At 71.3% G+C, this 20693-nt stretch carries 18 protein-coding genes and 1 pseudogene; 9 read left to right on the top strand and 10 right to left on the bottom strand.

Going from position 1 to position 20693, the window contains the following annotated elements:
* Positions 1-728 (bottom strand): annotated as a pseudogene (locus tag B073_RS0115350) (hypothetical protein); the annotation flags it as partial.
* Positions 729-1177: 449 nt separating this feature from the next.
* Between B073_RS0115350 and B073_RS0115355 the strand changes: the two are divergent.
* The 5 genes from B073_RS0115355 to B073_RS0115375 all read left to right on the top strand — a co-directional run bounded on the left by B073_RS0115355 (position 1178) and on the right by B073_RS0115375 (position 6347).
* Positions 1178-1822 carry a LysE family translocator gene (locus tag B073_RS0115355; RefSeq protein WP_018538968.1) on the top strand — a complete coding sequence of 215 codons (645 nt, stop codon included), beginning with the start codon at positions 1178-1180 and terminating at the stop codon, positions 1820-1822.
* A gap of 216 nt (positions 1823-2038) precedes the next feature.
* On the top strand, positions 2039-3166 hold the full coding sequence (locus tag B073_RS0115360) for an HAD family hydrolase (RefSeq protein ID WP_018538969.1): 1128 nt from the start codon (positions 2039-2041) through the stop codon (positions 3164-3166).
* 163 nt (positions 3167-3329) lie between these two features.
* Positions 3330-4076, top strand: coding sequence for an SOS response-associated peptidase (locus B073_RS0115365; protein WP_026247407.1), 747 nt, complete (start codon positions 3330-3332; stop codon positions 4074-4076).
* 323 nt (positions 4077-4399) lie between these two features.
* A complete protein-coding gene (locus B073_RS0115370) occupies positions 4400-4603 on the top strand; it encodes a cold-shock protein (RefSeq protein WP_018538971.1) in 204 nt (67 codons plus the stop codon).
* 130 nt (positions 4604-4733) lie between these two features.
* On the top strand, positions 4734-6347 hold the full coding sequence (locus B073_RS0115375) for a DEAD/DEAH box helicase (RefSeq protein WP_018538972.1): 1614 nt from the start codon (positions 4734-4736) through the stop codon (positions 6345-6347).
* Between the two features lie 24 nt (positions 6348-6371).
* Here B073_RS0115375 and B073_RS0115380 read toward each other — a convergent pair whose 3' ends face one another.
* From B073_RS0115380 to B073_RS0115390, 3 genes are read right to left on the bottom strand one after another with little or no spacing between them, the layout of a single operon-like run.
* Complete coding sequence (locus tag B073_RS0115380; protein ID WP_018538973.1) at positions 6372-8462, bottom strand: serine/threonine-protein kinase; 2091 nt, start codon at positions 8460-8462, stop codon at positions 6372-6374.
* 40 nt (positions 8463-8502) lie between these two features.
* Complete coding sequence (locus tag B073_RS0115385) at positions 8503-10683, bottom strand: protein kinase domain-containing protein (RefSeq protein ID WP_018538974.1); 2181 nt, start codon at positions 10681-10683, stop codon at positions 8503-8505.
* Between the two features lie 4 nt (positions 10684-10687).
* Positions 10688-11575, bottom strand: a complete 888-nt coding sequence (locus tag B073_RS0115390) for a hypothetical protein (protein WP_018538975.1) — start codon at positions 11573-11575, stop codon at positions 10688-10690.
* Positions 11576-11784: 209 nt separating this feature from the next.
* Between B073_RS0115390 and B073_RS0115395 the strand changes: the two genes are divergently transcribed.
* Positions 11785-12012 (top strand): DUF6458 family protein, encoded by a 228-nt coding sequence (locus B073_RS0115395; RefSeq protein ID WP_018538976.1) that lies wholly within the window; start codon positions 11785-11787, stop codon positions 12010-12012.
* A gap of 219 nt (positions 12013-12231) precedes the next feature.
* On the opposite strand, the gene B073_RS0115400 is transcribed toward B073_RS0115395, so the two are convergent.
* The 3 genes from B073_RS0115400 to B073_RS0115410 form a co-directional block, all read right to left on the bottom strand.
* Positions 12232-12699, bottom strand: coding sequence for a hypothetical protein (locus B073_RS0115400; RefSeq protein WP_018538977.1), 468 nt, complete (start codon positions 12697-12699; stop codon positions 12232-12234).
* 147 nt (positions 12700-12846) lie between these two features.
* On the bottom strand, positions 12847-13947 hold the full coding sequence (locus B073_RS0115405; RefSeq protein WP_018538978.1) for a response regulator: 1101 nt from the start codon (positions 13945-13947) through the stop codon (positions 12847-12849).
* The gene (locus tag B073_RS0115410) at positions 13940-14200 is read right to left on the bottom strand and encodes a hypothetical protein (RefSeq protein ID WP_234025089.1); all 261 of its coding nucleotides are present in this window, start codon (positions 14198-14200) and stop codon (positions 13940-13942) included. The genes B073_RS0115405 and B073_RS0115410 overlap by 8 nt, the downstream gene beginning before the upstream one ends.
* 483 nt (positions 14201-14683) lie before the next feature.
* Between B073_RS0115410 and B073_RS0115415 the strand changes: the two genes are divergently transcribed.
* From B073_RS0115415 to B073_RS48770, 3 genes are all read left to right on the top strand, one after another.
* The gene (locus B073_RS0115415) at positions 14684-15820 is read left to right on the top strand and encodes a PP2C family protein-serine/threonine phosphatase (protein ID WP_018538980.1); all 1137 of its coding nucleotides are present in this window, start codon (positions 14684-14686) and stop codon (positions 15818-15820) included.
* A gap of 394 nt (positions 15821-16214) precedes the next feature.
* Positions 16215-17267 (top strand): alpha/beta hydrolase, encoded by a 1053-nt coding sequence (locus B073_RS40030; RefSeq protein WP_051094014.1) that lies wholly within the window; start codon positions 16215-16217, stop codon positions 17265-17267.
* Positions 17268-17540: 273 nt separating this feature from the next.
* Positions 17541-17828: a helix-turn-helix domain-containing protein gene (locus B073_RS48770; protein ID WP_018538982.1), complete on the top strand. Its 288-nt coding sequence runs from the start codon at positions 17541-17543 to the stop codon at positions 17826-17828.
* 83 nt (positions 17829-17911) lie between these two features.
* Here the strand turns inward: B073_RS48770 and B073_RS0115430 are convergent, their stop codons facing one another.
* From B073_RS0115430 to B073_RS0115440, 3 genes are all read right to left on the bottom strand, one after another.
* On the bottom strand, positions 17912-18385 hold the full coding sequence (locus B073_RS0115430; protein ID WP_018538983.1) for a flavodoxin family protein: 474 nt from the start codon (positions 18383-18385) through the stop codon (positions 17912-17914).
* Between the two features lie 192 nt (positions 18386-18577).
* The gene (locus B073_RS0115435) at positions 18578-19759 is read right to left on the bottom strand and encodes an NAD(P)/FAD-dependent oxidoreductase (protein ID WP_106731861.1); all 1182 of its coding nucleotides are present in this window, start codon (positions 19757-19759) and stop codon (positions 18578-18580) included.
* Between the two features lie 88 nt (positions 19760-19847).
* Positions 19848-20507, bottom strand: coding sequence for a chloramphenicol phosphotransferase CPT family protein (locus B073_RS0115440; protein WP_018538985.1), 660 nt, complete (start codon positions 20505-20507; stop codon positions 19848-19850).
* Positions 20508-20693: the final 186 nt, after the last annotated feature.

Consider the following 20693-nt stretch of genomic DNA (forward strand, 5'->3'; position numbering starts at 1 on the left):
TTGCGGGCGGTGGGCAGCAGGTTGTCCTGGCCGAGCAGGCAGGGGGTGCGGCCGCCGACGAGTTCCTTGCGGTAGTCGAAGGGCAGCGGGTCGAGATCGCTGAAGCCGGTGTTGGTACGCCAGTTGGTGACGAAGGACATCGCCTGGTCTATCTCGGACTGCCACTGGGCGGGGGTCCAGTGCGCGACCGAGCCCGAGCCGGTGCCGCAGAAGTGGCCGTTGAAGTGGGTGCCGATCTCGTGGCCCTCCAGCCACGCCGCGCGCACGTTCTTCAGCGTTGCCCTGATGTGGTCGTCGTTGAGGTAGCCGATGTCGGAGGCGCCGACGCGGTTGTTCGGCGGGCGGTACATGCGCTTCTTCTCCTCGGGCAGCAGATACAGCCCGGAGAGGAAGAACGTCATCGCCGCGCCATGGTCCTCGGCGAGCTTGCGGAACCGCGGGAAGAGGCCGTTGCCCACCTCGCCCGCCCCGTCCCAGGAGAAGACGACGAACTGCGGCGGCTTCTGGCCCGGTTCCAGCTTCTGCGGCCTGGGCGGCTGGTTGGGCTGCCTTCCGGTGAACGCGGTCGAGCCGTCGCCGATCGGCTTGCCCGGCGTCTTCGCCCCGGAACTGGCCGCGACCTTGTCGGAGGTCGTCGACCCCCCGGAGAGCGAGCAGCCGGCCACGGAGAGCGCGGCCGCCGCTCCTATCCCGAGTCCGAATACGCCCCGGCGACTGATTTCACGCATAGCTTTTCCCAAGCATTCGATCGAAGTTCTGGTGGGTGGGACGGCCCGGGGTGTCTGTCAAACCCCTGGCCGACTGCGAGGTACCGGATGGCTACGGCCTACGCGCTAACCCCTGGGCCGCGTCCGCAGTCTTCGTCTCCCCTGCGCAACCGTCGCTCACTGAATTCCGCATACCGTGCTCCCCGTGCCGATGGGCGACAGGACCATGAAAGCCCCAGCGGCCCTCGATCAACGCCCTTGGACGCCCATGACTCTGCGGGAGATCGCTACCGCGCCGGTAACGCCTCACTAACGGCCGCCTGGCAGGGCATCCGAGCACCGCCACTCCACCTCAACCCCAGGTGCGGTGGAGTGGCGATTCCCCTCGGTACGAGGAGAAGCCTGGCGCGGGCCGCTCGCCGTCTGTTTGGATGCGCACTGGACGGCGGATACGGAGGGATGGGGCAGACATGGTGTCCACGGAGAGCCTGTTGGCATTCGCGGCGATGTCGCTGCTGGTGATCGCGATTCCGGGGCCGAGCGTGCTGTTCGTCGTCGGCCGGGCCCTGGCACACGGCCGGCGCACGGCGCTGGCGACAGTTCTCGGCAACCTGCTCGGCTCCTACGTCCTGGTGCTGGCCGTGGCATGGGGCCTCGGAGCGCTGGTGGAGACCTCGGCGGCCGTGTTCACAGGCGTGAAACTGGCCGGTGCGGCGTATCTGGTCTACCTGGGCGTGCAGGCGTTCCGGCACCGCAAGGAGATGCGCGCGGCGGACATGGACGCGCCGGCGGGTGAGCGGCGCGGCGATCTGCGCACGATCCTGGACGGGGCCTTCGTGGGCGCCACCAACCCGAAGGGCATCGTCTTCTTCGCGGCGGTGCTCCCCCAGTTCGTGAACCACTCGGCCGGCCAAGTGCCCCTCCAGATGATGGAGTTGGGGCTGATCCCGGTGGCCATCGGTCTGGTCACGGACACCCTCTGGGGCCTGGGCGCCTCGGCGGCCCGTTCCTGGTTCGCCCGCTCGGACCGCCGCCTGTCGAAGGTCGGCGGAGCGGGCGGCCTGGCCATGATCGGCCTGGGCGTGACGGTGGCGGCGACGGGCCGCGCCGATTAGGGCCTTGCCGAGGGCGAGGGTGAGGACAAGAGCGGCCCTGCGGGGCCTTGTGGGCGCCGGTCGACTGCCTGGGACGCCCATTACAGATACCCCTGTTCACCGGATCCACACGCCCCGTTCACGGTGAAATCGATCATGGGCAACTCGCGCCCGGCCTCATACCATTGCCCGCTGCTCCGGACGGGGCGGCACGCAGCTCTCAAGGGAACGGACAGCATGGCAGTACGAGCAAAAGGCAAGCTTGCGATCTTCGGCACCGTGGGGGCGCTGGCCGCCGCGGTCTTCGCGGGCGGTGCCCTGTGGCCGGGCGGCAGCGAGGCCGAAGCCGCCGGGTCGTCGTCGCGGGTCGCGTCGGTGGAACTGAAGCACTGGCCCGAGCCCGTGGCCGAGAAGCTCGGCAAGGTCATCACGGACCACGGCCACCAGGGCGCGTACGCGGTCTTCGACGCGGACAACACCACGTACCGCAATGACTTGGAGGAGGCCCTGCTCCCCTTCCTGGAGCAGAAGGGCGTCCTGACCCGCAAGACCATGAACCCGTCCCTGAAGGTCATCCCCTTCAAGGACACCGCGACCCACAAGGAGAGCCTCTACAGCTACTACAACCGCCTGTGCGAGGTGGACGACCAGGTCTGCTACCCCTGGGCGGCGCAGATCTTCTCGGGCTTCACCCTGAAGCAGCTCAAGGGGTACGTCGACGAGCTGATGGCGTACGGCAAGCCGATACCCGCCGAGTACTACCAGGGCGGGAAGCTGACCAAGACCGAGGTGCAGCCGCCGCGCCCCACTCCGGGCATGCAGGAGCTCTACAAGTCGCTGCGCAGGCACGGCATCGAGGTGTACGTGGTGAGCGCGGCCTCCGAGGACCTGGTGCGGATGGTCCTGAGCGATCCCAAATACGGCTACGACGTGAAGCCGCAGAACGTCCTCGGTGTCTCCATGCTGCTCAAGGACCGCAAGACGGGCGAGGTGACCAGTTCCCGCAAGGAGATCGCGGCCGGCCGCTTCGACCCGGCCAAGCTCGCCGGCCATGAGCTGACGCCGACCCTGTGGGCGCCGCTGACCTGGTACGAAGGCAAGCCGGCGGCGATCAGCACCTACATCGACCAGTGGAAGAAGCCGATCCTCGCGGCGGGCGACACGCCCAAGAGCGACGGCCCGATGCTCTTCCACTCCACCGATGTGGAGCACGGTGGGGTCCGTGTCTGGGTGAACCGCAAGGCCAGCTCCATGAAGGAGCTCGACGAGATGAAGCGTTCCAACGCCGCGCGGCAGAAGGAACTGGGGCAGCAGGTCACCGCCGACAAGCGCTGGCTGACCGTGACTCCGGAGCAGATCAGCTGAGCAGGTCGACCGGGCGGATCGGCTGGGCATCGACTGAGCGGATCTGCTGAACCGCTGCCTTGATGCGGCCGGCGCGGACGGTGCACCGGGACCAGGCTGTCCACCTTGCCTGTTTCCGGTGTCCGGCCGTTGCCCGCCGCCTGGCCGTGGCATCGTAGGCACCATGTGCGGTCGATTCGTGGCCACCCGCAGCCCGCAGGACCTGGCCGGCCTCTTCCACGTCACGCAGTGGGATCCGGCGGACCTCGTCGCGCCGAGTTGGAACGTGGCGCCCACCGACGACGTGTGGACGGTGCTGGAACGCCTGGACCGCGACACCGGAGCCGTGGAACGGCAGCTGCGGTCGCTGCGGTGGGGGCTGGTGCCGTCATGGGCGAAGAGCCTGAGCGTCGGCGCGAAGATGATCAATGCGCGGGTGGAGACGGTGCACGAGAAGCCCGCCTACCGCCGCGCGTTCACCAGGCGACGCTGTCTGCTGCCCGCGGACGGCTTCTACGAGTGGCAGGCACTGCCGCCCGCCGAGGGCTCCAAGGCGAAGCCCCGGAAGCAGCCGTACTTCATCAGTCCCGAGGGCGGGCAGGTCATGGCGCTGGCGGGTCTGTACGAGTTCTGGCGCGATCCTGGCGTGGCAGCGGACGACGACCCGGCGGCGTGGCTGGCCACCTGCACCCTCATCACCACCGAGGCCGCCGACGCCGCCGGCCGCATCCACCCGCGCATGCCGCTGGCCATCGCACCCGATCACTACGACGAGTGGCTGGACCCGGCACATCACGACGGCGACGAGCTGCGGGCCCTGCTGACGACACCCGCCAACGGGAACCTCGACGCCCTGGCCGTCGGCACCGCGGTCAACAGCGTCCGCAACAACGGCCCCCACCTGCTGGACCCGGCCCTCCCCCAGGGCTGAATGCCTGACCGCCCCGGTGCCCCGGGATTCCTTCCTCCAGGCTGCCGGTCGTCAACTCCACCTGGACGTCCGGTAGTTCGTGGCCGCCCTCCGGTGGGCCGTTCAGGAGGGCGCAGCGCTCCGGGGAGAAGAGCTGGTACCAGCACGGGCGGGGCTCGTCGATCGGGACACCGCCGCGGGGCGCCGAGCTGTGCTACGGTTTCAGGGTTGCAGTTGTGGTACCCATGAACCTATGTGCGCCTGACGGGAATGTTTCTCCTTCAGGCGCGCTATTTGTTTCCGGCATCTCCGGATGGGGCCTCTGCCTACAGAAGGAGAAAGTCATGACGCAGGGAACTGTGAAGTGGTTCAACGCCGAAAAGGGTTTCGGCTTCATTCAGCAGGACGGCGGCGGCCCCGACGTCTTCGCCCACTACTCGAACATCGCGACCCAGGGCTTCCGTGAGCTCCAGGAGGGCCAGCGGGTCTCCTTCGACGTGACCCAGGGCCAGAAGGGCCCGCAGGCGGAGAACATCGTCCCCGCCTGATAACCGGCCCGATATCCGGGCTGATATCCGGCCCGACAACCGGTCGCTTATCCGCTCACCGGGGTCTGCACTGTGATGGTGCGGACCCCGGTTTGCGCTGTTCCAGGAAGCCAGGAAGGCAGATCACTGCATGGCCCGTAGGTCCCAGAACCAGAAGTCGAACCGACGCACCGCGTCCGCACCGTCCGCCGCATCGTCTCCGAGGGAATTCCGGCTGCCGGAAAGCACGACGCCCGCACTTCCCGCCGTCGAGGACTTCGCCGGTCTGGACATGCCTCCGGCGCTGCTCAAGACCCTCACCGCACAGGGTGTGACCACCCCGTTCCCCATCCAGGCCGCCACGCTGCCCAACTCGCTCGCCGGCCGTGACCTGCTGGGACGGGGCCGCACCGGTTCCGGCAAGACCCTGGCGTTCGGACTGGCACTGCTGGCCCGCACGGCCGGACTGCGCGCGGAGTCCAAGGCCCCCCTCGCCCTCGTTCTGGTGCCCACCCGTGAGCTCGCCCAGCAGGTGACGGACGCGCTGACCCCCTACGCGACGGCGGTGAACCTCCGGCTGACCACCGTGGTCGGCGGACTGTCGATCACCAAGCAGGCCGCCACGCTCCGCCGCGGCGCCGAGGTGCTCGTGGCGACGCCGGGCAGGCTCAACGACCTGGTGGAACGCGGGGACTGTGAGCTGGACGACGTCCGCATCACGGTGCTGGACGAAGCCGACCAGATGACCGACATGGGCTTCCTGCCGCAGATCACCAAGCTGATCCAGCAGGTACGGGCCGACGGGCAGCGGATGCTGTTCTCCGCCACGCTCGACGGCAACATCGACCGCCTGGTGCAGCGGTTCCTGACCGACCCCGTGGTGCACTCCGTGGACCCGTCGGCGGGAGCGGTGAGCACCATGGAGCACCACGTGTTCCACGTCCTGGACGAGACCGACAAGAAGGCCGTCGTCACGCGCATCGCGGCCCGTGACGGCCGGCTCATCCTCTTCCTCGACACCAAGAGGTCCGCGGACCGGCTCGCCAAGCGGCTGCTGGCCGTCGGTGTCCGAGCGGCGGCGCTGCACGGAGGACGTTCCCAGCCGCAGCGCACCCGCACCCTGGAACAGTTCAAGAACGGCCAGGTCACCGCGCTGGTCGCGACGAACGTCGCGGCCCGGGGCATTCATATCGACGATCTCGACCTCGTCGTGAACGTCGATCCCCCCACCGATCACAAGGACTACCTCCACCGCGGCGGCCGCACGGCCCGGGCCGGCGGTTCCGGCAGCGTGATCACGCTGGTCCTGCCCGAGCAGAAGAGGGACGTCACCCGGCTCATGTCCCATGCGGGCATCCGTCCGCGGACGGCCCGCATCAGGTCGGGCGACGCGGAGCTGGCCACCCTCACCGGTGCGCGCGAGCCGTCCGGCGTGGCCGTCACCATCGAGGTCCCCCAGCAGGCGGCACCGGCGGCGTCCCGTCCGCAGCGGAAGGCCGGCGCCGAGCCCGGTAGGCGGCAGGCCCGCCGACGCCGCAGCGGCGGCGGGGCCGCGGCGGCGACAACCGCCGGCACCGGGCAGGGGCAGGGGGGCCAGCGCTCGGAGCGCCGAGCAGCGGCCGGGACCGCCACCGGCGGCGGCGCTGCCCCGGGCGGGCGCGGAGCCAGCCGCCGGGCGAGGGCCGGCAAGGCCGCGGGCGGAGCCGGCCGCGCGGGCGGCCGCAACCCCGACCGCCGGGGCGGCCGCCGCAGCTCCGCGGCCTAGTACACCGGCCCTGGCACGTCGGCGCTAGTACACCGGCAACGCCAGCAGAGTCGCGTGGTTGAGGACGAAGAGGCGGTTGCCGTCGGCGGCGATGGAGCGGGGCCGGCCGCCGGAGAGGGCGTAGGTCTGGGGCTGGCCCTCTCCGGAGCGGGGGAGGCCGCTGACCCCGGTGTCCTCGCTCTCCACGATCCAGACGCCGTTGCCCTGGACGACCGGCGGCTGCCACGGAGGGGCGACGCCGGCGATCATCATCGCGCCGACGGCCTGGCTGCCGTCGGTGCGCACCCGCCGCAGTGCCTCGCAGTCCAGTGCGTAGACGACTCCGCCGGCCACGGCGGGCGGGCCCCAGCCGGCGGTGCCCCGCTGGGGCGGTCGCATCGGGTTCAGGGCCCACAGTTGGCGGCCGCCGGTGACCTCCACGGCCGCCAGGGTGCGCCCGCCGAGATAGACGGTGCCGCCGTCGACGGCGGGCCGGAGCGCCCCGGCGGCCTGGCCCTTGCGGACCCAGGCACGGGCGCCGTCCTGGGCGCGGACCGCCGCCACGTCGCCGGTCTCGGTGCAGAGCACCAGATGGCCGGCGCCGAGGGCCGCGACGGGGTGGCCGCCGGACAGCGGCAGCGGTGGCTGCCGGGTCCACCGCACCTTCCCGTCGGTCCCCACGCAGCGCAGCCGGCCGTCGGTCGTCAGCAGGTAGACGGCGTGGGCGTCGGCGGCCAGCAGAGCGCCCACCTGCGCGTCCACCGTCCATCGGGGCGATCCGGTGGCGGCGACCCAGGTACGCAGCATGCCCTCGCCGTCGGCAGTGGCCACCAGGCGGTCGCCGATCGAGAGGTAGCCGGCGTCCGCCTTCGCGTCGCCGACCCGCCACCGTTCCCGGCCGTCGGTGACCTCGCGGGCCGCGATGCCGCCGCCGGAGGCCGCGAACACCACCACGTCGCGCACCGGCAGCGGAGCCGGCGATCCGGCGTCGGCGACGTCCTGGACGGGTCCCCACAGCGGCTTCGGGGTGCCGTCGGCGGAGCCGAGGGGCGCCACCCGCACCTGGGCGGCCGGCGGGATGTCGAAGGGGTCGGCCGGGGCGTCACCGCGGCCGAGCCACCAGGCGGTACCGCCGCCCGCCGCGGCCAGCACTGCCCCACCTCCGGCGGCCGCGACCAGCAGCCGCCGCCGGGTGAGGCCGGCGTTGCCGCCGGTCGCTCCGGACCCGTTGGTGGGCACGGAACCGGCCTGACGTTCCGTCAGGCGGCGTGCGGCGGCTTCGCGTTGCCGGATCTCGTCCCCCAACGGGCCGGACTTCCACAGCTTTTCCGGCCGGCGCGGTGCCGCCGCGGCCTCGGCCACCTGGCCGGGCAGCGGGCGGGCCGCCGGGTCCTTGGCGAAGCAGGGCGTGAGGAGGTGGCGCAGGGCCTCGGGCACGGCTCCCAGGTCCGGGTCGCCGTGCACGACCTCGTAGAGGACGGCGGTGATCTCGGCGCCGGTGTATGCTGGCCGGCCGCCCGCGGCGAAGGCGAGGACGGCACCGAGGGAGAAGACGTCGGCCGCCGGTCCGACGCGCCGGCCGAGGACCTGTTCCGGCGCGCCGTAGCCGGGGGTGACCGGGATCTGTCCGGTGCGGGTGAGGGTCAGGCCGTGTTCGGGGCGGGCGATACCGAAGTCGATCAGGCGGGGGCCGCGCGAGGTGAGGACGACGTTGGGCGGCTTCACGTCGCGGTGGACGAGGCCGGTGGTGTGCACATCCTGGAGCGTGCGGGCCAGGGACCGTGCCAGTTCCCGCACGGCGGCGTCGTCGAGCGGGCCGAAGCGCGTGACGGCGTCGTCCAGTGTCGGGCCGGCCAGGAACTCGGTGGCGATCCACGGCCTGCCGCCCGCCAACTCGGCGGCCAGTACGCGTGCCACGCCCTCGCTGGTGACGGCCTGCGCGGTGCGCGCCTCGCGGAGGAAGCGGTCGGCCAGGTGCCCGTCGTGGGCGAGTTCCGGCAGCAGGACCTTCACCGCCGCGGGGCGGCCGGCGGCGTCCGCGCCGAAGTACACCTTGCCCATGCCGCCCTCGCCGAGGACGCCGTGGAGGCGGTAGGGGCCCAGGCGGAGCGGGTCTCCCTGGCCGAGGGGTTTCACGGGCGGTCGTCTCCTGGATGGCTGGTGAAGGGCGGAGTGGTCAGGCGAGCGGGAGGGCGAGGGTGCGCTTCTCCTGGCGGACGTACAGACGGCCTGCCGTGGCGTCGCCGGTGAGGACGAGGGGCGTGGTCTCGTAGGTCCACACAGCCGTGCGGGCCTGGAGGTCGACGGCGCGTACGCCCTTGTCGTCGGCGCAGTAGGCGTACCGCTTGCCGACCGCCGGGGCCACGTCCCGCAGGCTCTTCCTGCCGGACAGTCCCTTCTCCCGCCAGTTCAGGGTGCCGGAGAGGGCGTCGACGGCGATCAGTCCCTGGTCGGCCTCGGTGCAGTAGACGACGCCGTCCTGGACGAGGGGCGTGCCGTACTTCCGCTCCTCCCCCGCACTGTCGCCGACGTCGCGCTGCATGCCGAAGACCCATGCCAGCTGCCCGTCGGACAGCCGCCGGGCGGTGAGGCCGTCCGCGCCCATGTAGACGTTGTGGTCGTCGAGGACCAGGCGGGACGGCGGGGCGCCCGCGAACGTCACGGAGGAGTCCCACAGTTGGCGGCCGCTGGCCTTGTCGTGCACGGACAGGCCGATGAACTTTGAACCCTCCGAGGGACTGCCGCACAGCACCACGCGGGACCCCGCGACGGCGCCGCACAGCGCGGGCGGAGCGCTCGCGGTCTGCGGCCCGTCCACCGGGCTGCGCCAGCGCTCCTTGGCCGTGCCCAGGTCGGCCGCGACGAGGTACCAGTGCCCGCCGGAGGCGGCCTTGGCCACCATGTACGCGACGCCGTCGACGACGCACAGCAGTTGGTTGAGCTGCTCCTTGCCGGCGAACGCGGACAGCTCCACCAGGGGCTTGCCCAGTGAGCCGTCGGTCTGCGCGACCTCGCACACCGCCAGCGACGCCGCGTCCCGGTACCCCCGCAGAGCGTACATCCGCGTACCGTCACCGGCCGACCGCCAGGTCTCCTCGATGCTCGCCTGCCAGGTCGAGCTGCCCGACTCGGCGTTGATGCCGCACAGGACGATTCCCGCGCGCATGGCCAGGTTGCGGCCGACCCGCATCACCTCGCCGCCGGTGGACGGGCACCACAGGGCCGTGGTCCACAGCGCCGTCGGCGGCTTCGGCCGGTCGATGGCGTCCTTCTTGGTGGCGCCGCCCCTGTCGTCGTCGGAGGACGCGAACAGTGCCCAGCCACCGCCGCCGAGGAGCCCGGCGCCCAGGAGGGCGCCCCCGGCCACGGTCAGCAGCCGCCGCCTGGAGACGCCCGCGGCGGCGGCCGGTTCGGTGCGCGGCGGCTCGGCGGGCGCCGGCGGCGGCAGGCGGTGCGGCGGCTCGCGCCACACCTCGTCGCTGCGCCGGGATATCTCCCGCAGCACCGCGTCGGGCAGCAGCTCCGCGAAGCCGCCGCGGTCGGCCGGAGCCTGTCCGGCACCGCCCAGTGCGGTCCGCAGCTCGGTGGTGGACGGGCGCTGCGCGGGATCCTTGGCCAGGCAGCGGACGAGCAGGGGGCGCAGCGCCTCGGGGACCCGGCCCAGTTCCGGCTCGCCGAACCGCACTCGGTACAGCAGGTCGGTGGGGGCCCCGCCGCCGAACGGGCCGACGCCGGTGGCGGCGAACACCAGCACGCCGGCCAGCGCGAACACATCGCCGGCCGCCGCGTGTTCCAGTCCCGCGGCCTGCTCCGGAGACATGAACGCCGGCGTTCCCACGGCGCTGCCCAGGTTCGTGAGGTGCTCGTCGCCGAAGGCGCGGGCGATACCGAAGTCGATGATCCGCGGGCCCCGGGCCGTCACCAGGACGTTGGACGGCTTCAGGTCGCGGTGCACCACCTCGGACCGGTGGAGCTGCGCCAGTCCGGCGGCGAGCGACGCGCCGAGGGCACGCACGGCCGGCTCCGGCAGCGGCCCGCCCGTCTCGACGGCCGTGTCCAGCGGCGGGCCGAGGACGTACTCCGTCGCCAGCCACGGGGTCGGTGCCTGGGGGTCGGCGTCGACGACCGTCGCGCCGTGCTCGGGCCCGATGACGCGGGCCGCGTCCGCCTCCAGCCGGAAACGCGTCCGCAGCGTGGCGTCCCCGGCGAGGCGGGTGTGCAGCGTCTTCACCGCCACCGTGCAGCCGGCCGCCGAACGGGCCAGGTAGACGGTTCCCATACCGCCTCCGCCGAGGCGCGCCAGGATCCGGAACGGGCCGACGGTGTGCGGATCGTCGTGCAGAAGTGGGGAGATCATGGCCTCAGCGCTCGTGGGTGGGGAGTGCGGCGGCGAGGACCTCCGCCGACTGACGGGACAACGCCTCGACGACGCGGCCGGGCAGCGACATCGGCTCGGACGCACCGGCCAGCCCGCCGTACGCCGCGCCGGGCAGCAACTCCGCTAGCACCCTTGCCGGTTCGGGCCGCCCCTGGGGGTCGCGCGAGCGGCAGGCGGTGACGATGTCGCGCAGGCCGGCGGGGATCTCGTCCCGTTCCGGCACGGTGTGACCGGTCGCCGCGTAGGCCAGCACGGCGCCCAGGGCGTAGACGTCGCCGGCCCGGTCCACGGGGCCGCCCGTGGCCAGTTCGGGAGCCAGGCAGCCGGTTTCCAGGCCGGTTGGCTGCGTGGCGGTGGTCTGCGTGGCGGTGGTCTCGTTCAGCGGGTGCGCGCGGGCCGCGCCGAAGCACCCCAGCAGTGGCCCGCAAGCGGTCAGCAGTACGCCCGCCGGGCACACTCCGCCATGCACGATGCCCAGGACGTGGGCCGAGGCCAGCGCTTCGGCCAGCGCGCCGCCGAGCGTGCGGACCAACGCCTCCGGCAGCGGGCCGCCGTACGCGGCGAGGACGGCCGGCAGCGGCAGCGCGGGCCGGTAGGGCGTGGCGTACCAGGGGAAGGCCGGCGTGCCGCCGAGCTGGGCGACCGGCCAGAACCCGGGCTGGGTCAGCCGGGCCGCCTGCTGCGCCTCGGCGGCCCACCGCGCCGGATCGCCGCCGGGCGGCGGCAGACAGGCCACGACGGTGTGCCCGCCGTCGGCGCTGCGCGCCAGATAGCGGCGTTCGGGCACGCCCCGGCCGGCGTCGGCGTCCAGTCGCGCCAACGTCACCAAATCCCCGATCCGCGGTGGATCGTCCTGCCGCAGCTGCTCCACTCTTCTGTTCTCCCCGTCGGTCTCACTTCGGCCGTGAGCCTATATACGACCCACCTGCGGCCAACACGCGGGGCCGCTTCCCGAGGTGACGTCCCGGCTACGCGTTTCTGCGGCGCCTGCGCACCCACCGGCCCGGACATGACCCCCGAACGCTCGGGTACGCGCATTGCCAGCACGCTTTGCCGTCAACCGAGAGAGAGGCAGATGCCATGGGTGTCGGTGGGTGCATCATTCTGCTCGCTGTGGGGGCCGTCCTCACCTTCGCCGTGGACTGGCACATGCCCGGAATCGACATCCACCTGGTGGGTGTCATCCTGATGATCGTCGGCTTCATCGGCATCGCCACCTACGTGAGCATCCTGAAGCGTCGGCGCACTCAACCGCCGTCGCCGGGCGCCCCGGTGGTCGATGTGGAGGAGACCCGGCGCTACCGCTAGTGACGACGCCCGGCGCACCGAGGGCGGCCCCGGTGGGACCCAGGGCCGGCGGTGGCCGTCCGCCGACCCTTCGTGCGGTCGTGCCGTTCGCGCCGTTCGCGCCGTTCGCGCCGTGCCGTCACGTGCCGGCTGTCAGTAGACGGGTGCCTGGCGCCACGAGTCATCCGTCGGGGACCACCGGACGGGTGCCTGGCACCACCACCAGACGGGTGCCTGTGCTCAGAAGACGAAGGGGCCGGGGGACTGCGGCGAGGTGGCCTTGCAGGTCGCGGTGATGCCGAACACCACCACCTGGAGCGAGGAGGCGGCCAGCTGGTCGCCCGTGGCGACGGTGCCGGTGAGCGGTCCGGTGGAGACCGCGCCACCGGCCGGGATCGCCGGGTTGGAGCTGCCGCTGAAAACCGTCGTATCCGAGCCGTTCTTGGTCAGTGTGAGCTTCGACGAGACCGAGTTCGCCCCGATGTCGATGGGCGAAGTGATCGCCGACGTGGACAGGTTGATGGTCGCGTTCGTTCCGCTCTGGGTGGCGGTGAGCGTGGCCGTTCCGGAGCCGTAGCTTCCGCAGTCGAACGAGAGGGTCGCGGTGTCCGGTGTCACCGCGACCGAGGCCGGTGCCATCGCGAGGGTGCCCGCGAGCGCGACGCCGACGCCGACTAACGCACCGGTGCCGAGCCTGCTGTGTCTCATGGGAGACCGCCTTTGTGAGGGGGTGCCAATTGAGGCACGCGCCCCTGAAGAGAACAAGGCAGATGCTTCATGATTTTTGACGTGACTATGCCAAGTCGACCGCAGGGGCCCGGTCCGTGGCTCTGAACGTCGGTTTCACAGCTCGGCTCACTGCTCTCCGGCGAGGCGTCGTTGTTCGAGGTAGATGCCTGTGAAGACGGCGACCTTGGCTCGCAGGACCCATGGATCGAAGGGCTTTCCGATGTAGTCGACCGCGCCGGCGGCATAGCCGCGTGCGGAGTGTTCGGGGTCGGCGCCCATGGCGGTCAGGAAGACGATGGGCACATCGTGGGTGCGCGGGCGCCGCTTGATGTGGGCAGCGGTTTCGTAGCCGTCCATGTCAGGCATCTGGACGTCCATGATGATCACGGCGAAGTCGTCGTGGTCGAGAAGCGCCTTGAGGGCGTCGCGGCCCGAGGAGACCGCGACCAGCTCCTGGTCGAGGGTGGACAGGACGGCGGTCATGGCCAGCAGGTTGTCCGGCTGATCGTCGACGATGAGAATCCTGGGCATGGCCCGCGGCGCCGTGGGTGGCACGGCCACGGCGGCCCGCTGCACCTGCTCGACCGCCTCCAACTGCCGTTCCAGCAGGGCGCATCGCGCCTCGGCCTCGTCACGCCGCACCTGCGCCTCCTGCAACTGGGCCGACAGTCGGGCGACTTCAGCCCGCAGCCGATCCCGTTCGTACAACAACTCCGTGACGTCGGGGTCGGCCGTGGCTGCCAGACGTTCGGCTCGTTCGCGTTCCGCGCCCCATGCGGCTTCCAACTGGTTGAGGCGCACTTCCAAGTCCGCGATGCGGTGCTTGCGGTCCAGCAGGGCGTCCCCCAGTGCGTCCCCGCGGGCGGTCGAGCGACGCGAAACGCGGTCGGCTTCGGCGAGTTGCTGCTCCAGCACCTCGACCGCATGGCGAGGTGAGGCGCTGGTTTCCACCGCTGTCCGGTGCAGTCGCCGTACCAGCTCGATGGCCTCCGGGGTGGCTGCCATGCCACGGTGTTCGGCGACGTCGGTGAAGAGATCCATCACCACTTCCCACGGAGGGACGCGGGTACCGTTGAGGTAGCGGGAGAAGGTGCCGGCGTCTCTCACGCGCCGGGCCGCGTAGCGGCGCACCGACACTTCCAGGCCCTCGAACAACTCCCGCAGTGCCACGGCCAGCGCACGGGACTCCGGTGTCAGGTTCTGCCCCAGGGGGCGCAGTTCACCCACGGATGCTGCCGCCCTTCGCCCGCCCCTTGCGCGCGACGGGCCTCTCGGCGGCCGCTTCCGGGGCGATGACCTGGTTGAACACCGGCACGGCCGCGCCGGCGGCGGCAAGCCCGGAGAGGACACCGGCCACCAGGCCGTTGCCGGTCGCCGCCGACAGCAGCCCGACGCCCACGCCGGTCAGCGCCGCCAGTAACAGCACCAACGCCGCCCGCACCGACACCAGCGAACGATCCACCATTGAACGATCATCCATCGCACCCGCCTCCTTCGCCCCACCGCAGACCGGTCGGGACGGCACGCCCCGGTTGGGCCCGCCCTGCCATGCGCCACACAATGGCGGCAGGCGAACCCGTTGCGCCAGACAACCGGCAAACCGGCAACACCCGCCGGCTGTTGCGATATCGGCCGGCCTCCCGCAACGCGCCAGAGGCGCAGCTCAGCGCCGTGCTGCCGGTGACGGTGTTGCGCCAACACCCCCGCATGCCCACGGGCACGATGTTGACGTTCCGTTCGACCCGAGGAGCAACGGCGGAGAGGGTGGAGAGGGCTGGCCGGCCCCGGACCGCCCACAGCGATGCCGTACATGCGGTGATGCGGCGACAGGCCGTGACGTGACAGCGCGGCGATACCGTACGTGATCACGCCTGCACCCACAGACATCTCCACGACTGGCAGTCGCCATCCGGCCCGAGGATGCTTGAGGTGTGTTACTGCGCGACAGAGCGGGAGCGGGGACGTGAGGACGCGGAGTGCCCGACGCACCAGCGTCGGTCGATGGTGTCTGCGCCACCTCCAGCTCGTCCCCGTCATCCTGCTCGTCGGAGGCGCCCTCCTCGACTACTGCACTCCCCCGCATGTCAGCGCGGAAGCCTTCTACACGGCGGCGCCGATGACGGCGGCCGCGCTGCTGTCGCTCCGCGCGACGATCCTGGCGGGCATCGGTGCCTGTGCCGCCGATGTCGCCCTGCTCACCCACTTCGGCTTGATCGGGGACTTCGGCGGGTGGAGCGAACTGGCGGCGGTGGCGACCGTCTCCGCTCTCGCCATCGTCGTCAACCGCCTCATGTACTACAGCCATGTGCGCCTGCAGTCCGCTCGCAGAGTCGCACTGGCCGCGCAGCGTGCGGTCCTCCCACAACCGCCGGGCTCGATAGGGGCCCTGCAGATCGCGGTGCGCTACCAGGCAGCGGCGAAAGAGGCACAGATCGGGGGCGACCTGTACGGCGCACAAGACACTCCGTACGGCGTGCGCTGTCTGGTCGCCGACGTACGGGGCAAGGGCCTGGACGCGGTCAAGGTGGTGGCTGTGGCCATGGGGGCGTTCCGGGAGGCGGCGGAGGAGGAGCCCTCGCTCGCCGGGGTGGCGGTCAGACTGGAACGGGCGCTGCTACGGGAGAAGGCGCGGCGGACGGGGCCCGAGCGGAGCGAGGGGTTCGTCACCGGCGTTCTCGTGGAGATTCCGTACGGCGGTGACGAGGTGCGGCTGATCAACCGGGGGCACCCGGCGCCGCTGTTGCTGCACACCGGCCAGGTCCACGGCGTGGAACCCGCCGAGCCGGCCCTCCCCCTGGGACTGGCGGAGCTGGGCGGCGACCTGAACCGCATCGACACAGTGCCCTTTCCCACGGGAGCCACGCTGCTGCTCTACACCGACGGCCTCTACGAGGCCCGAAACCGCGCCGGGGACTTCTACGACCCGGCAGCAGGCTTGACCGGCCTGGTCTTCACCGGGCCGGACGCACTGCTCGACATCCTCCTCACCGAGGTGAACCACCACACCGACGGCCGGATCGCCGACGACATGGCACTGCTCGCGGTCACCCGAACACCGTCCGTACCGACGCCGACCGACGAGCCACCTGGCCTTGGGTGAGTGAGGACGATGCGGTGATGGAGACGATGCGGTGATGGAGACGATGCGGCGATGGGGCAGCCGCCGCCGACCGACGTCCAAGGTGGGGAGGTGCTCCCGCTGGATCTGGTCAGCCACGTACATCGACTCAGCCGCATCCGTCGACGTGCTCCGCGACCAAACGCGCGAAAAGCCGCCAAGTCGCCGATGACCTCTTCCCTTCGGTTTCGGGTGCCGGTACAGCCGGTGCAGCTCGTCGTAGAAGGGACGGTCGTGGCGTCGGGTGATGTGGTTGGCTACGGCCCATGGGAAACAGGCGAATGTGCTCCGGGCGGGTGTCTGTGGGTTCGAGGCGGGTCGGAGTCGGGAGCGGCCGGTGTGCTGCCGTAGCGCTGTGGGGTGGGGCATGAGTGACATGAGTGGCGGGCGCGAGTCGTCGGAGGTCGGGTGGATCTCGGCATCGAGGGTGGCGCCGCCCTTTGACCCCGAACTGGGCGTGGTGCTGGCGGCGTTGGAGGAGGAATCCAGGGCGCCGATCACGCCGGAGAATCTGGCGGACCGTCAAGAGCGGGATGCTGCACGCCGGCCCAGACCAACGGCCGAGGAGTTGCGTGCCGACGGCCGTTTCGAGGTGACGGAGTACCACGTGCCGGGGCCGCCGGGCCGCGGGCCGGAGGTCACGCTTGTCAGCGCGCGGCCTGCCGGGCTCGTGGGGCCGCTGCCGCTGCTGTACTACATGCACGGGGGCGCCATGGTCATGGGCAACGCCTGGTCCGTGCTGCCGCGGATCCTTCGCGAGTGGGCCCTTCCGCTGGGACTGGCCGTCATCTCGGTCGAGTACCGGTTGGCGCCGCAGGCGCGGTATCCGGAGCCGCTGGAGGACTGCTACGCCGGGCTCGTCTGGGCGGCCGAGCATGCGGCTGAACTGGGCATCGACGCGGACCGGATCGTCATCGGGGGGAAGAGCGCCGGGGGTGGGCTCGCGGCAGCCCTGGCGCTGCTGGTCCGTGACCGCGGCGGTCCGCGGGCGCTGGGGCAACTGCTGCTGTGCCCGATGCTCGACGATCGCTGCGGCACCTTCTCCAGTCATCAGATGTCCGGGCTCGGCGTGTGGGACCTCACCTCCCACGCGACGGTGTGGCAGGCGCTGTTGGGCGACCGCTACGGCGCCGTGGACCTTCCGCCCTACGCGGCCCCGGCCCGTGCCACGAACCTCTCCGGGCTGCCCCCGGCCTATATCGACGTCGGGTCGGCCGAGATGTTCCGGGACGAGGACGTGGCGTACGCGAACGCGATCTGGCAGGCCGGCGGCCAGGCCGAGCTGCATGTCTGGCCCGGTGGCTATCACGGCTTCGACGGAATGGCGCCGAAGGCGGCCGTCAGCCAGGACGCACGTGACGCCCGTACGCGCTGGCTCCGGCGGCTGCTCGCCCAGTCGGGCGCCAGGCAGGGCCAGGGGCGGGAGTAGGAGCAGGGGCACGTGCCACAGGATCAGCGCGCCCTGCCCCACCGGAGCCGATCCGGCGGGGCAGCGTGCAGTCCGTTGGCTCAGTGACTGAGTGACTCAGCAACCCAGGTCCCTCAACACCGCCTGGGACATGGCGCGTTCACCGGTGGCGTCAGGGTGCAGTGGGGCGGCGGGCGAGGTCGGCAGGAGACCTTCGATCCAGGGGGATGCGGAACAGCTCGCGGTCGGCCCACAGGCATCGCTCGCTTCGGCAACTGTCCGGCCGCCCTGCTGGTGGCCGCGGCCCCGGACGAGGCCGGGCGAATCGCCCGGGTCACCCTCGACGGCGTGCGGCGGCTGCCGGCCGACGAGCGGGACCGTCTGCTGGAGACCCTGGCGTGCTGGTTCGCGGCGGCCGGCTCGACGGCCGAAGCGGCGGAACGCCTGTACTGCCACCGCAACACCGTCCGCTACCGGCTGCGCAGACTGGAGAGTCTGACGGGGCGTTCGCTGCGCGACCCCCGTGCGGTGGCCGACCTGGCCGTGGCGCTGCATGCCTTGCGATTGACGCCCGGGGAGTAGGCGGAACAGCGTGCGGCCAGGCAGGCGTGGGCCGCCGGAACGCCCGGCGGTCCCAGTCGCCTATGCCCGGACGTTCACCAAGGTCAGGACGCCGTACCGATCCGCGCGCGCAGCCCTTCGGCGAAGGTGCACGCCGCCGCCAGGTCGGTGCCGTCGGGCCGCTGGTTGTTGATCCCGCCGACGAGTTTGAACGGAAGCCAGGTGTCCCTCGCCCGGCACGAGAAGATGTCGTCCACCACGAAGCCCTTCTGCCTGAGATCCCGTACCAGGGGGCGGGTGAAGGGCCGGAACGGCAGCTCGGGCAGCCCACTGGTGGCGTAGACGAACGCCCTGCGCCCGTTCCCCGCCGGGAGCGACCGGACGAACTCGCTCAGGCGCGGATGGAACTTCTGCAGGAAGATCCCCGAGCCGAATCCCACCAGGTCGCAGGCGGCCAGTTCCGCCACATCAACCTCTTCCGGCGCGACAACCGGGGCCTCCAGTACCTGGCCCATGGCGTCGGCGATCCTCTTGGTGTTGCCATGGGACACGGACGTGCAGACGAGGATGGTCTTCATGATGCTGCTCCCTTCACTTCCACGATCCATTTGCGCGATCCACTGACTCGATCGATCGAGTCGATCGAGCGACCTGCGCGATGCACTTGGGCGAGATGAGTCCGGTGCCTGTCGGCCGGGTGCGTCGGGTCATGATCTCGCCTTCCCCTTCCCAGCGGAACGCGTTTCGCTCATCGGGGTACGCCCACCCGCTCATCGGGGTACGACCGCGGCCGGAGCCGACATGGACTCCTTCGGCTCTTTCAGCCCCTTCGACTCCTTCGAAGTCGGCCCCGGAAGCCACCGGTAGGCGCGCGGGAACCGCATCGAGCGGACGGTGAAACGGCACACCCGCTCCTTGAGCACCGCCGCCACCCGCCCGGACAGCGCGAAGTCCCGAGGGGTGTCATCCCGGTCCGTGGCCTGGACGAACCCATCGCGCCGCCCCAGGCTGATGCCCTGCCCCACCATGCCGACGGACAGCGGCGACGGTCGCTCGCCCCGTATCAACGCGAGCACCGTATCGGCACCGTGGGCTCCCATGGGCAGCGCTGCCTGGCAACTCATCCGCAGGTGCGCCCCGACCTCCCCGGGCGGCGCAACGGCGTCGCCGACGCCCACGATCCGCCGGTTCCGCACGCACACCAGGGCCTCATCGGTGCACAGGCGCCCGTCGAAGGCCACCGGAAGACCACTGCGCCGCGCCAGGTCCGGCACATCGAACGAGCCGGCCCACACCGTGCAGTCACTCGCCAGCCGGCCCGCGTCCGTCTCGACCGCGTCCACACGGACCGCCACCGCCCGCAGTCCGGTGCGCAGCACCACCCCGGCGGCCACGAGCTTGCGCTCCACCGTCGCGCGGCTGGACGCGGGCAGCCACGCGGCAACCGACGGAGCGATCAACTCGACCTGCAACGCGGGGTATCGATGGGCGATCTCGGCGGACGTTTCGATCCCGGTGAGTCCGCCGCCGATCACCACCACCCGCGCCCCCGCGGACAGATCCCGCAGCCGCGTGCGCAGCGCCTCGGCGCCCTCAAGGTCCGCAACGCCCCAGGCATGCTCGGCTCCAGGCAGGCCGCGGCCGGCCGTACTGCCCACCGCATAGACCAGATAGTCGAATTCGAGCGCAGCACCGTCATCGAGCCGCACCGACCGCTCGGCGATCGAGTCCACCGTGGCCACCCGCAGCCCCACGTCGCGGTGCAGCAGCCCACTCAACGGCCGTACCGCGCTCGACACCCCCGCCGCGTGCTCGTGCAACCGGACGCGTTCCACAAAGTCCGGCCGGGGATTGACCACCGTCACGCGGACCTGCGACCGCCCCACGGCCGCCAGCCGATTCGCGGCCAGCACACCCGCATATCCCGCCCCGACCACCACTACCCGTGCCAACAGGACCGCCTCCCGACGGATCGACGACTTCACGTCCTGTGGACACCGCAGGGGCCCCGACTGTGACAGCGAGGCGGCGTGACGCCAGTCACATCGCGACGTCGACGGGTTCGGCGGGGTCGGTGGGTTCGGCCGGTTCGGTGGGTTCGATGGATGGGGCGGGGTTGGCGGAGTTGGCGGGGCTTTGTCCGCCCTCTGTCAGGAGGCGCCGGCGGAGGCGTGTGAAGGCGTTGGGGTCGGGCCGGTACGGGAGGAACTCCTTGATCTGCTGCGCACATTCACGTGCGCCGAGCGCGCCGGTGTCGCACTCCAGGTCGTAGTCGCCGTGGCGGTGCACCAGGTCGTACTGGTGCTCCGCCAGGCCCGGCGGACGATCGCCCCGGGCCTGCTCACGGCGGGCCAGTTCATCCAACGGGCAGTGCACACCGACGAACAGCACATCCTCCGGCGGCAACACCGTCAGACAGTCGAGCAGCCGCCAGGGCTCGCTCAGCACATGGTCGACGACGATGTCGTTACCCACTTCGGCCATGGCCGCGATCGAGCGGTGGAAGCCCATCCTGGTCCGCCGCAGAGCGGCGTCGAGCTCCGCACCGTCCAGTTCCCGCCGGGTGCGCATCGCGCCGAAGCCGTCGACCGCCATATGGAAGAAGACACCCTCGTCCAGGATGTCCAGAAGCTCCCGGGCGATGCTCGACTTGCCTGAACTGGAAGTGCCATTGAGGAAGATGATCCGGCCAGATGTCATGGCCGCATGATCACATGCCCGCCGGCCCCGCGCGCCCGGCAACCCTCACCGGACCTCGGCGGACCGTCCGCGCACCCGACAGCCCTCGCTCCGCGGCGCCACATCCACCCCACCCACCCCCAAAGACGTGACGCACATCACGTCCGATTTGCCGGATTACCGGGTCTCTCCGCCCCGCCATGATGC

It is taken from the genome of Streptomyces sp. MspMP-M5, assembly GCF_000373585.1.
In the GTDB taxonomy this organism is placed as follows: Bacteria; Actinomycetota; Actinomycetes; order Streptomycetales; family Streptomycetaceae; genus Streptomyces.